10 protein-coding genes are annotated in these 13702 nt (G+C 34.8%); 4 read left to right on the top strand and 6 right to left on the bottom strand.

The window, feature by feature from the left end; translation table 11 throughout:
* Positions 1-436: 436 nt before the first annotated feature.
* From BJB63x_RS04495 to BJB63x_RS04510, 4 genes are all read right to left on the bottom strand, one after another.
* Positions 437-1792, bottom strand: coding sequence for an L-cystine transporter (locus BJB63x_RS04495; RefSeq protein WP_078719177.1), 1356 nt, complete (start codon positions 1790-1792; stop codon positions 437-439).
* A gap of 296 nt (positions 1793-2088) precedes the next feature.
* Positions 2089-2502 (bottom strand): 8-oxo-dGTP diphosphatase MutT, encoded by a 414-nt coding sequence (gene mutT, locus BJB63x_RS04500; protein WP_078719178.1) that lies wholly within the window; start codon positions 2500-2502, stop codon positions 2089-2091.
* Positions 2503-2632: 130 nt separating this feature from the next.
* The gene (gene argJ, locus BJB63x_RS04505) at positions 2633-3871 is read right to left on the bottom strand and encodes a bifunctional glutamate N-acetyltransferase/amino-acid acetyltransferase ArgJ (protein ID WP_078719657.1); all 1239 of its coding nucleotides are present in this window, start codon (positions 3869-3871) and stop codon (positions 2633-2635) included.
* Between the two features lie 79 nt (positions 3872-3950).
* Positions 3951-4904: a peptidylprolyl isomerase gene (locus BJB63x_RS04510; protein WP_078719179.1), complete on the bottom strand. Its 954-nt coding sequence runs from the start codon at positions 4902-4904 to the stop codon at positions 3951-3953.
* A 414-nt stretch (positions 4905-5318) separates the two neighbouring features.
* Between BJB63x_RS04510 and secA the strand changes: the two genes are divergently transcribed.
* The 4 genes from secA (at position 5319) to prmC (ending at position 10585) form a co-directional block, all read left to right on the top strand.
* Positions 5319-8033 carry a preprotein translocase subunit SecA gene (gene secA, locus BJB63x_RS04515; protein ID WP_078719180.1) on the top strand — a complete coding sequence of 905 codons (2715 nt, stop codon included), beginning with the start codon at positions 5319-5321 and terminating at the stop codon, positions 8031-8033.
* Between the two features lie 16 nt (positions 8034-8049).
* Positions 8050-8463, top strand: a complete 414-nt coding sequence (locus BJB63x_RS04520) for a Fur family transcriptional regulator (RefSeq protein ID WP_078719181.1) — start codon at positions 8050-8052, stop codon at positions 8461-8463.
* A gap of 179 nt (positions 8464-8642) precedes the next feature.
* The gene (gene prfA / locus BJB63x_RS04525) at positions 8643-9722 is read left to right on the top strand and encodes a peptide chain release factor 1 (protein WP_078719182.1); all 1080 of its coding nucleotides are present in this window, start codon (positions 8643-8645) and stop codon (positions 9720-9722) included.
* A complete protein-coding gene (gene prmC, locus BJB63x_RS04530; RefSeq protein ID WP_078719183.1) occupies positions 9719-10585 on the top strand; it encodes a peptide chain release factor N(5)-glutamine methyltransferase in 867 nt (288 codons plus the stop codon). The genes prfA and prmC overlap by 4 nt, the downstream gene beginning before the upstream one ends.
* On the opposite strand, the gene nrdF is transcribed toward prmC, so the two are convergent.
* Positions 10582-11556: a class 1b ribonucleoside-diphosphate reductase subunit beta gene (gene nrdF, locus BJB63x_RS04535; protein ID WP_078719184.1), complete on the bottom strand. Its 975-nt coding sequence runs from the start codon at positions 11554-11556 to the stop codon at positions 10582-10584. The genes prmC and nrdF overlap by 4 nt on opposite strands.
* Before the next feature lie 11 nt (positions 11557-11567).
* The gene (nrdE, locus tag BJB63x_RS04540) at positions 11568-13688 is read right to left on the bottom strand and encodes a class 1b ribonucleoside-diphosphate reductase subunit alpha (protein ID WP_442855954.1); all 2121 of its coding nucleotides are present in this window, start codon (positions 13686-13688) and stop codon (positions 11568-11570) included.
* Positions 13689-13702 lie beyond the last annotated feature (14 nt).

The following is a 13702-nucleotide window of genomic DNA, read 5'->3' on the forward strand; positions in this document are numbered from 1 at the left end:
AAGAAAAAATAGCAGTATTTCCTTTTATACATAAAAACTGTTATCCAAAATATAAAGTTACAAAAGAAGATATAATAGCTGACAATTATAAATTTTATTATACTAGAGCTCCCAAAGATTAAAGAAATATAAAAAAAAGCAACTCCAATAAGTTTTATTGAATTTGAAAATTAAATAAGTGCAATTGTTAGATTTATGATAAAATTATAAAATTTCTAAAGATGCGACAACTTTCAAAAGTATCGAAATTTGGTAGTTCTAAGACTCTAATAAAATTCAGTTTTACGGTAAAATTATGATTTTTAAACAATATGCAAATTTGTAAGACGTTACATCTTATGTTGTATAAAGAGATAAAATTTTTAATAGGTAATAGAGGCTACACTGAAAAAACAATCGAAACAAACAGGAAAAAGCAATAGCCTTAATATGAAAATTATTTCTCAAAAATACTTTTATCTGTTGTACATAATATCTGGCTTGTTATAGTTCCAGCCAACATTGAACCATTTACGTTAAGAGCCGTACGTCCCATATCAACTAGAGGTTCAATAGAAATTAATACAGCGACCAAAGTAACAGGAAGTCCCATAATTGGTAAAACAATCAACGCAGCAAAAATAGCTCCTCCGCCAATACCAGCAACACCAATCGAACTTAATGTTACAACACCAACAAGGGTAACTATCCAAATAGGATCAAAAGGATCAATACCAACAGAAGGTGCTATCATAGTCGCAAGCATAGCTGGATAAAGACCTGCACAACCGTTTTGTCCAATTGTCGCACCAAAGGAAGCTGCAAAACTGGCAATTGACTGAGGTACACCAATCCATTGAGTTTGTGCCTCAATATTCAAAGGAATACTAGCAGCACTTGAACGACTGCTAAAGGCAAATGTTAAAACAGGAAAAACTTTTTTGAAAAAGCGAAATGGATTAATGCCTGATATACCAAGTAATATAATATGAACTCCAAATATAAGAATAATACCAACGTAAGAAATGACAATAAAAGCCAATAACTTTAAAATATCCGCAACGTTTGAAGTTGCTCCCACCTTAGTCATAAGTGCAAAAATACCATAGGGTGTTAAAGAAATTACAATACGTACTAATCGCATAGTTAAAGATTGTATAACCTGAATCAATAAAAGAACCTTTTCTCCTTTATCTGGTTCATCCTTTTTTAAAAGAATAACCGCTGCTCCTAAAAAAGATGAAAAAATAACAACACTAATAATTGACGTAGGCTTTGTCCCTATCAATTCAGCAAATAAATTTTGAGGAATAAATGATAAAATCACCTTTGGTATATTTATATTGTCAAACTGAGACATATGACTTCCAAGAATAGCCGATATATCTTCTCCTCCATGCACCAAACCATTTGTAGTGAGACCAAAGAGATTAACCACGAAGATACCAATCAATGCGGAAAAAGATGTCGTCAAAAGGAGTATTGAAATTGTTATTATACCAATCCTGCCAACAGCATAAACAGAATGCAAATGTGCTACTGCCGAAACGATAGAGACAAAAACCAATGGCATAACAATCATTTTTAACAACGATATATATCCATTACCAACAATGTTAAACCATTCAACAGACTCTAATAGAATGGGATTACCTTCCTTATAAATAATCTGCAAAATACTACCAAAAATCAAACCAGCAACAAGGCTTATTATAACGTGCAACGTAAGACTTTTTTTAATTTTCTTGCTATGAAAAAGGCATAACAAAAAAATAATAAATAAAATTAAATTAATAAAAAAACTAAATGTCATTACTTATGCCTAGTATTATTATTTTTTATAATTAAAAAGAAAATTATTTATCTAAAATAAAATATCTTCAAAAAAAAATAAATTTATGAATACTTCCTTATTTTATTCCAGCGTAAATAATACACAATTAAAGTACGCAATAATAATCAAATAATTTATTTTCAAGAATATAGAAATTCTCATAATAATCGCAAAGATCTTGTTTAAAAAACCAAGTGACTAAGATCACTTAATTAAAAAATATTAGCGAAAAGAGCTCCCTATTGTTCATAAATATTTTTTCCTCTATCAACATATCAAAGCAGCAAATTTTTTAACGCTTGAATCAATGGCTTATCAGCATCAGGCATAGAATATTTATCAAGACTACTAATGAAAACCCATTCTAAATTTTGCCCTTCTCGTCCTTTTGGAACCCCCTTATAATGACGACAAGTATATAATGGCATTAACAGATGAAAGGTTTCATAATTATAACTTGCAAACGTTAAAGGCAATAAATCATTTGGCTGAACACGAATGTCAAGCTCTTCTAATAATTCACGAATTAATGATGCCTCTGGCGTTTCACCTTTTTCAATCTTTCCACCAGGAAATTCCCATAAACCAGCTAATGATTTTCCTCGAGGTCGTTGCGCAAGCAAAACCCGATTATCATGATCTAATAATGCACATGCAACAACAAGAAGAAGTGATTTTTTTATATACATACTAATGGCCAAAAAAATAGATGACTATTATTTTTCCTATTGTAAATTTCTATCCTAAAATAAACAACTAATATCTAGTAATTCTCTCAAAGTACATAAATATCAAATATTCAAGTTTGTGTTATATGAACTAACTTCTATAATCACCATTAATCGAAACATATTCTTTCGTTAAATCGCAAGACCAAACCGTTGCTTTCCCACTTCCAAGGCCAATATCAACACAAATCTTAATGTGTTGACCCTTCATATAAGCACTCACTGCTTCCTCACTATAATGAGGATCACGTTCACCATTGAAAGCCAAACGATGTTCACCAAACCAAATTTTCAATCGATCGCGATCTGCTTCAACACCTGCTTTACCAACTGCCATAACAACCCTTCCCCAATTGGCATCTTCACCCGCAATAGCTGTTTTTACAAGTGGCGAATTTGCAACTGATAGAGCAATAGTCTTAGCAGCACTATTTGTTGAAGCGCCAATTACAGATACCTCAATTAAATGACGAGCTCCTTCACCATCACAAACAACTTGTAATGCAAGTTCATGCAAAAGCTCACGCAAGTGCTTTGTAAATGTCAAATAACGGGGATCAGATTGACTTTTCAAACAAGGGAGATAACCCTTCGCTTTTCCTGTTGCAAAGACCATTAATGTATCAGACGTTGAAGTATCACTATCGACAGTAATTGAATTGAAAGTTTCCTGAACAGCTTCTGATAACATAATTTGGAGTATATCTGAAGAAATCGATGCATCACTCACCACAAAAGAAAGCATCGTTGCCATATCTGGTGCAATCATACCAGCACCTTTTGCAATCCCATTAATAGTAATAAGCTCCCCCCCAAAATCAAATTGACGTGTCGCAAGTTTTGGAAACGTATCAGTTGTCATAATAGCTTTCGCAGCTTCTAACCAGTGTCCCTCCTCAGCTTTAAAAGCCATATCAGGCAAAAGATTTAAAATACAAGCCTCATCCATTGGTTCACCAATAACACCTGTAGAAGCTATAAAAATTTCATTTTCTTGCGCCTTTAAAGTATTGGCTGCAGAATGTACTATTGCATTTGTTGTCCGCTTACCTTTATACCCTGTAAAAGCATTTGCATTTCCAGAATTAACAACAAGACCCCTAGCAACCCCGTGAAAAAGCGATGCACGACAATGATCTACTGCAGAAGACCGACATTTTGAACGTGTAAAAACACCTGCTACGTTGGCTGGTTCATCAAACACAATAAAAAGAAGATCTGTACGGTTTTTATATTTAATACCAGCTTCGGCTGTCGCTATCCGCACACCGGATAATATTGGAAGCTCTTGTATTTTTTTAGGTGACAAAGGCGATATCTTGACAGCCATATATGCTTTTCCATAAATTCAGTTGAATGCAACTTAATAAAGCTGCTGAGTCTTTTAAAAGACCCAGCAGAGGAAAATATTATTCTCCTCCATCTAAATTGGATGTTTCACCCAAAAATGGTGCTCCATTTTCATTAATTGACTGCATGAGTTTTGCAAAATTAGAATCAGGATATTTTACATCAACCTCACTCCGCAAGTCAGTGATAAGCGTTTGATATCGTTCTCTTATAAGCTGTGTACGCAATACATCCTTAACATCATCAAAGACGGGAGGCTGTTTCAAACGACGATCTTCTACCTTAATAACATGCCAACCAAACGGACTTTCAACAGGCTTTTTAGTATATTCGTTGACTTTCAAATTAAATGCAACCTCTTCAAATGGTTTAACCATTTGACCACGACTAAAATAACCAAGATCTCCACCAACAGCAGAAGAACCATCTGTTGAGTCCTTTTTTGCAACTTCTTCAAAATTTTCACCTTTATTCAAACGATTAATAATTGCTTCCGCTTCTTCTTTTGTCTTAACTAAAATATGACGCGCTTTAATCTCATCTTCTTTAGGTAAAGCAGCAATTTCCTTATCATAAAGAGCTTTCACATCAGCATCTGCAATCTTATCAACAATCATTTCTTTAAAATAAAGTTGCTGAAGAATATTATCCCGCATTACTGCCATACGCTTATCATAAGCTTCTGTTTTATCCATTTTCTTCTTTAGTGCTGCTTTAGCAAGCGCTTGCATATCTAAATAGGCTTTTAAAACTGTTACACGACGTTGTTCATCAGGAATACGAACTAAATTAGGATTTATTTCGAGTGCTAGTTCATCCAATTGCCCCGCCGTAATATTTTTTCCATCAATCACTGCTATTACATGAGAAAGAGGAACTGTTTTTTCAACAGCTTTCTCTAAAGTATCTAAATCACTTTTTGCAGACTTTACATTCTCTTTGGCTATTACATCCATATTTATGTTAACCAGTAAAGTTGATGCCAAAAATAGAGCACTAAAATTGAATTTCATAAATATACTCCCTTTAAAAAAATAAATGCATTTTCAAATTCAAACTTTTTTACCATAGCACTTTAAAACCTAAACATAGATAAATTTGATAATTTTATTTTCACAAAAACTCATCCTTTTATCTTAATTACGCTTTTATTCCACATAATACAAAGCACGATAATATAGAAAAATGTCACATTATACCCTAAATTACTACATAACCTGCTATTCAAATAATATCACTAAAGTTGACACGATGAGTTTAGCCCCTTAATCTCTACTTTAGAAATGAAATGAAAAATACTACACACAAATCAATATAAAAACACTGCTCGCACTTGATTATATCAAAAATCTTAAGTGAGTCAGAGTAATAGGTACAATATACAAACACCCAATTGCGGTGACAATAAATAAAAGAAAGGACCAGAAATGGTCAATTTAGGTGCTCTTACGCATAAATTGTTCGGTTCGGCTCATGAACGCCGCCTTAAAGCACTGCGCCAAAAAACAATACAAATTAATACCTTAGAAGAACAATTACAGAAACTAAGTGATATACAATTACGTCAAAAAACCGTTGAATTCCGTAAACGATTAACTGAAGGAACAACTATTGATTCGCTCTTACCAGAAGCCTTTGCAACTGTCCGTGAAGCAGTGAAACGTGTTTATAGCATGCGTCTTTTTGACGTACAGCTTATTGGTGGAATGGTTCTTCATAACCAAGGAATTGCTGAAATGCGCACCGGTGAAGGTAAAACATTAATGGCAACCTTACCAGTCTATCTTAATGCATTAGAAGGAAAAGGGGTTCATGTTGTTACAGTAAATGATTATCTTGCCAGTCGCGATGCTGAAACAATGGGAAAAATTTATAATTTTTTAGGAATGACAACCGGCATCATTCTTAACAATCTTAATAATGATTCTCGTCGAACAGCTTATGCATGTGATATTACCTATGCAACAAACAATGAACTAGGATTTGATTACCTTCGCGATAATATGGCTTTTGATCGTAGTCAAATGGTGCAGCGTGGTCATCATTATGCAATTATTGATGAAGTTGATTCAATTCTTATTGATGAAGCACGAACCCCGCTTATTATTTCTGGTCCCTTAGAAAATCGTACTGACTTTTATAACCTTATTGATGCATTTATTGCGTTCCTAACACCAGAAGATTACGAAATAGATGAAAAACAAAAAACAACAACTTTCACTGAAAGTGGTACTGAAAAAATTGAAGAAATGCTCAAAAAAGCTGGGCATCTCAAAAATGAAAGCCTCTACGACATAGAAAATGTTACAATTGTTCACCATATTAATAACGCTCTAAAAGCACATAAATTGTTTATCCGTGATAAAGATTATATTGTCCGCAATGGTGAGATCGTTATTATTGATGAATTTACTGGTCGTATGATGCCAGGACGACGCTACTCTGAAGGATTACATCAAGCATTAGAAGCCAAAGAACATGTCACTATTCAACCAGAAAATCAGACCTTAGCTTCTATTACTTTCCAAAATTATTTTCGTATGTATAAAAAACTATCTGGTATGACTGGAACAGCTACAACGGAAGCTGAAGAATTTAATAATACATATAATCTTGATGTCGTTGAAGTTCCTACAAATTTACCCGTTCAACGCCGCGATGAAGATGACGAAATTTATAGAACTGTAGAGGAAAAATATCGAGCTATTGTTCGTGATATTCGTCAAGCTCATGAAAAAGGACAACCTATTCTAGTTGGAACTACTTCTATTGAAAAGTCAGAACAATTAGCAGAACGCTTGCGGAAAGAAGGTATTACTAATTTTCAAGTTTTGAATGCTCGTTATCATGAACAGGAAGCGCATATCATAGCGCAAGCAGGCGTTCCCAAAGCATTGACTATCGCAACCAATATGGCAGGTCGTGGTACCGATATACAACTTGGTGGTAATGTTGAAATACGTATTCGGCAAGAATTACAGAATATGCCTGAAGGTCCAGAACGAAATGCTAAAATTGAGGAAATCAAAGAAGATGTTCAACGACTTAAAGAGAAAGTGTTAGCTGCTGGAGGTCTTTACGTCATCGCGACTGAACGCCATGAGAGTCGTCGCATTGATAATCAACTTCGCGGTCGTTCTGGTCGTCAAGGTGATCCTGGGCGTTCGAAATTTTTTCTTTCTCTTCAAGATGATCTCATGCGTATCTTTGGCTCCGACCGTATGGATAGTATGCTACAAAAGCTTGGACTAAAAGAGGATGAAGCCATTACCCATCCATGGATTAATAAGGCTCTTGAAAAAGCTCAAAAAAAGGTCGAAGCGCGAAATTTCGAAATTCGTAAAAATCTTTTAAAATATGACGATGTGATGAACAATCAACGACAAGTTATTTTCGAGCAACGCATGGAAGTCATGAACGCAGAAAATTTAACCGAAATGATCACTGAAATGCGTAATGAAGTAATTGAAGATCTGGTAGAAACTTATATTCCATACGGAGTATATGCAGAAAAGTGGAATGTGAAAGATCTACAAAAGGAACTATATCAGATTTTCAATTTGGATCTTCCAATAGAAAAATGGGCAAAGGAAGAAGGAATTGCAGAAGAGCAAATTGTAGAACGCATAACAAAAGCTGTTGAAAACTTTGAAAAGGAGCGCTCTGAACGCTATAATCCAGAAGTAATTGCTTACTTTAGTAAAGTTATACTGCTTGAAACAATTGACATGTTATGGCGTGAGCATTTGGTTCATTTAGATCATTTACGTTCTGCTGTTGGCTTTCGTGGCTATGCACAACGAGATCCTCTCAATGAATATAAAACAGAATCATTTGAACTCTTTCAAACTATGCTCATTAATCTCCGTAAAAATTTTATTTCTAAATTCATGCATTTTGAAATCATTCAACAACCCATGGAATCACAAAAGCCTGAAAAATTGCTCTCCCAATATTCTTCTAATACTCAGAGCAGAAAAAACAACACAACGGCAGGGACACAGATAAACGAAAATATGTTAGTCAATCCGCAAAAACGTGATCCTAATGATCCAACAACATGGGGAAAAATTGGACGAAATGAATCTTGTCCTTGTGGTTCAAGAAAAAAATACAAACATTGTCATGGATCCTTTACCTAAAAAGTTAAAGAATTAAATGAATAAACAAAGTTATGAAAAAGAATTACGGGCTGCCGGTCTAAGGATAACGCGTCAAAGACGTATTATTCTTGATGTTTTAGTTGATACAGATGATCATCCGAATGCGTTTGAAATCTTTCAGCGTGTTCATAAAATAGACTCTAGTATTTCACTATCGACTGTTTACCGCACAATGAAAACATTAGAAGAAAATGGAACAATTCATCGCCATACCTTCAATGGAGGCCCTTCTCGTTTCGAACAAGCAAAAGGCAAACATCATGATCATCTTATTGATATAGAAACAGGAGAAGCTATTGAATTTCATTCTGCTATCATTGAAAAACTGCAAGAAGAAATTGCTTATTCCCTTGGTTACAATATTGTTCATCATCGTCTTGAAATTTACGGGAAAAAACGCAATTCCTAAATTAATAGACCTACGTGTATAATGAAAGCAATTACTTATGCACATTAAGTCTATACATAAATTTATTCTAAAATTTGATTGGAAAGAGTATTTTTCTTCTTTATCACCCTCTACAACATAATGGTATAATATTATCATTATCAATTTCTAACATTTAATAAATTAGGCCACTATTGCACATGGTTTCTTTGCCACAAGATCGTATGAAGCAGCTTGAAAAACGCTTTGAAATAATTGAAAGTCAAATGGCTGAGAACCCAAATGCGGAAACATATGTAAAATTAGCTTCTGAATACGCAGAATTACAGCCAATTATAGTTCCTATACGAGAATTAAATTCTCTCCATAAAGAAATAGCAGAGCTCGAAACTATAATCAGTGATACAAAAACAGATACAGAAATACGTAATTTGGCTCAAGAGGAGCTATTATCATTATATCAAAAAATTCAGCAAATTGAGAAAAAACTTCAAATTCTTCTTTTGCCCAAAGACATTGCTGATGAAAAAAGTGTTATTATTGAAATCCGAGCAGGAACGGGAGGATCAGAAGCAGCACTCTTTGCAGGAAATCTTTTCCGTATGTATGAACGTTATGCTAATACTCATAACTGGAAAGTTGAAGTCATTTCTTTGAGTGATGGTGAAGTCGGTGGATATAAAGAAATTATTGCTACCATTTCAGGAAAAGGTGTATTTTCTAAGCTTAAGTTTGAATCAGGTGTGCATCGCGTGCAACGCATCCCTGAAACAGAAACAGGAGGACGTATCCATACATCAGCCGCCACTGTTGCAGTCTTACCAGAAGCGGAAGAGATTGATATTGAAATTCGCCCAGAAGATATCCGTATTGATACAATGCGTGCATCTGGTGCAGGTGGGCAGCATGTCAATACAACAGATTCAGCTGTTCGTATTACACATATACCAACAGGGATTATGGTTGTGCAAGCAGAAAAATCACAACATCAAAATCGCGCGCGTGCACTTCAAATTTTACGTGCACGTTTATTCGATATTAAACGACAAAAAGCAGAGAGTGAACGTTCAGCATCCCGAAAAACTCAAGTTGGCTCTGGTGATCGATCAGAACGTATTCGTACCTATAATTTTCCACAAGGACGTGTAACTGACCATCGTATTAATCTGACTCTATATAAACTTGATCGTATTATGGAAGGGGATTTAAATGAACTAATTAATGCACTCATTTCTGATCATCAGACAACACTCCTTACTGAAATGGATCATAATAAATGAATGATCATTCCCTCAGCAATACTATTCAGAAAACACGAGAAAAATTTCGACATCAAGGAATTTCTGAAGCCGACCTTAACGCAAAAATACTCGTTGAGTGGATAACAGGCACTAATGCATTTGATAGAATTATTCGACCAAATATGTATTTATCTTCTAAACAGCTCGTACAATTAGAACAAGCTATAAATAGGCGTATTTCAGGTGAACCAGTCTATCGCATTATAGGAGAACGAGAATTTTACGGCATACCATTTGCTCTGTCCAAAGATACTTTGGAACCACGTCCTGATACAGAAACACTTGTTGATCTTGTTTTACCAATTCTCAAAACACATATAGAAAAATCAGAGCAAGCTACACTGCTTGATATGGGAACAGGAAGTGGAGCTATCGCCATTGCAATTCTTAAGCAAATTCCTCAAATCTATGCTGTAGCAGTTGATATTTCCGAAGATGCCTTAAAAACAGCTACAAAAAACGCACAACATGCAAATGTTGCCCACCGTTTTACACCTCTTCTCAGTAACTGGTTTGATTCCATCAAAGGACAGTTTGATCTCATTATTTCTAATCCCCCTTATATTCCAGAAAAAGAAATTAAAAATCTTGCAAAAGAAGTGAGCCAACATGACCCATTGCGCGCTCTGATTGGTGGAGAAGATGGCCTTGATTTTTATCGAAAATTGGCCCATGAATCAGAAAATTATTTAAAAGAGAAAGGTTATATCGCCGTTGAAATTGGCTTTTCTCAGGAAAAAAAAGTTTGTGATTTATTTGAAAAAAATGGATTTAAATGTTTAAAAATACGCGAAGATTTAAACGGAATACCTCGAGCGCTTCTCTTTTCCTTTACTCATTAAAACGCCCAATCCTCATCCACAGTTGCAACTGCTTTACCAATAACGTAAGAAGAACCTGATCCTGAAAAGAAATCATGATTTTCATCAGAATTCGGAGACAAAGCTGCTAAAATAGCAGGATTAACACGGCACACTTCAGGTGGGAAAAGAGCTTCAAAACCTAAATTCATTAATGCTTTATTTGCATTATAATGAAGAAAAACCTTAACATCTTCTGTTAATCCAATAGAATCATAAAGATCTTCAGTATATTTACACTCAATATTATAAAGATCAAAAAGTATGTTAAAAGCAAAATCTTTTATTTCTTGCTTTTTAGCTTCATCAAGCCTTGCAAAGCCTAATTGAAATTTATAACCGATATAATAACCATGAACAGCTTCATCACGAATAATAAGCCGAATTAAATCAGCAGTATTAGTCAGCTTAGCACGACTTGACCAATACATGGGCAAATAAAAACCGGAATAAAATAAAAAACTCTCAAGAAAAGTCGAAGCAATTTTTTTCTTTAGCGGTTCATTCGCTTCATAATGCTCAAGTATTAATCTGGCTTTTTTCTGCAAATAAGTATTTTCTTCCGACCATCTAAACGCATCATCAACTTCCATTGTCGAACATAAAGTTGAGAAAATAGAAGAATAAGAACGTGCATGAACTGCTTCCATAAATGCAATATTGGTTAATACTGCTTCCTCATGTTCTGTTACAGCATCTGCCATAAGCGAAATAGCTCCTACAGTATTTTGAACCGTATCAAGGAGAGTAAGACCTGTAAAAACGCGAATTGTTAGTTTTCGTTCTTCCTCCGTCAAACTAGCCCACGAAGGAATATCATTGGACAGTGGTACTTTCTCAGGCAACCAAAAATTACCAGTTAAACGATTCCAAACTTCAAGATCTTTTTCGTCATGTAGTCTATTCCAATTTACAGCACAAACAACAGGATTTTTGGTTGTAATTTTGGTCATATAATCATCTCCTATAAGCTACACGAAACACAACCTTCAACTTCTGTTCCACTCAATGCCATTTGCCGTAACCGTACATAATAAATGCTCTTTATACCTTTTTTCCAGGCATAAATTTGCGCACGATTAATATCACGTGTAGTTGCTGTATCAGGAAAAAATAACGTTAAAGAAAGACCTTGATCAACATGCTGCGTAGCTACAGCATAAGTATCAATAATTTTTTCAGGCCCAATTTCATAAGCATCCTGATAAAATTCTAAATTCGTATTATCCATATAAGGAGCAGGATAATAAACACGTCCAATTTTCCCCTCTTTGCGAATTTCAATCTTTGAAGCAATCGGATGAATAGAAGAAGTTGCATAGTTAATATAGGAAATAGATCCTGTAGGTGGTACAGCCTGAAGATAGCGATTATAAAGCCCATATTGAGCAACTAATTGTTTGAGCTCTTGCCAATCTTTTTGGCCAGGAATAATAATATTATTACGTGTAAAAAGCTCTTGTACCAATTCAAATTGTGGTTTCCATTCTCTCTCAATATACTTTATAAAAAAATGTCCATCTGCATAAGCTGATTTTTCAAACCCTACGAACATTTTTTGGCGTTCACGTGCAATTAAATTAGAAGCACGCAATGCGTGATATGTGACTGTGTAAAAATAGATATTGGTAAAATCAATTGCTTCCGGCGTTCCATAATAGATCTTTTCACGTGCAAGAAAGCCATGCAAATTCATTTGCCCCAAACCAATCGCATGACTTTCGGCATTGCCCTTCGCAATAGAAGGCACACAAGTAATATTACTCATATCAGAAACAGCTGTTAAAGCACGAACAGCTGTTTCCACTGTTTTTCCAAAATCATCACTCTCCATCGCTTTTGCAATATTCATTGAGCCAAGATTACAAGATATATCATTACCAACAGCACGATAGGTCAAATCTGTTTCCAGCTCACTTGCTTCACTCACCTGCAAAATTTCTGTGCATAAATTGCTCATACTAATACGACCTGATATTGGATTAGTCCGATTGACCGTATCTTCAAATAAAATATACGGATATCCAGATTCAAACTGAATTTCCGCCAATGTCTGAAAGAAAACTCGTGCACTTATTTTCTTTTTACGTATCTTTGAATTATCAACAAAAAAGCGATAATGCTCTGTCAAAGAAATATCGCTAAAAGGTTTTCCTGTAACCCGCTCAATATCGTAAGATGAGAAAAGATACATATCCTCATTATTACGAGCAAGCTCAAAAGTAATATCAGGAATAATAACACCAAGTGAAAGTGTTTTAATTCTGACCTTTTCGTCAGCATTTTCTCGCTTCGTATCTAAAAATTTCATAATATCTAAATGATGTGCGTGCAAATAAACAGCACCAGCCCCCTGTCTCGCCCCAAGTTGATTAGCATAAGAAAACACATCTTCTAACATTTTCATCACAGGTAAAATACCTGATGACTGATTTTCTATTTTCTTGATCGGTGCCCCTGCTTCTCTTAAATTAGTCAAACAAAGTGCCACACCTCCACCACGTTTTGAAAGCTGTAAAGCTGAATTGATCGAACGGCCTATTGATTCCATATTATCTTCAACGCGTAATAAAAAGCACGACACTAATTCACCTCGTTGCTTCTTACCTGCATTCAAAAACGTTGGTGTTGCTGGTTGAAAGCGTCCTGTAATAATTTCATCAACTAACCCCTCAGCAAGGGCTTTATTCCCTTGTGCTAAATATAAAGCTACAAGACAAACACGATCTTCATAACGCTCAAGATAGCGTTTACCATCAAAAGTCTTTAATGTGTAACTGGTATAATATTTGAATGCACCTAGAAAAGTAGGAAAACGAAATTTAAATGCATAAGCGCGTTTAAAAAGCTTTTTGATAAAAGAAAAATCATAAAGTTCAAATAACTCTCTCTCATAATAATTTTCTTCTATCAAGTAATCTATTTTCTCCTTTAAATTATGAAAAAAAACCGTATTTTGATTAACATGTTGGAGAAAATACTGCCGAGCAGCAAGTCTATCCATCTCAAATTGAATATGACCATTCTCATCATAAAGATTAAGCATCGCATTGAGTGCATGATAATCTGTAATTTGATCTGACATCTCTAGTTTTTTTA

It is taken from the genome of Bartonella sp. JB63, from assembly GCF_002022665.1.
Lineage (GTDB): Bacteria > Pseudomonadota > Alphaproteobacteria > Rhizobiales > Rhizobiaceae > Bartonella.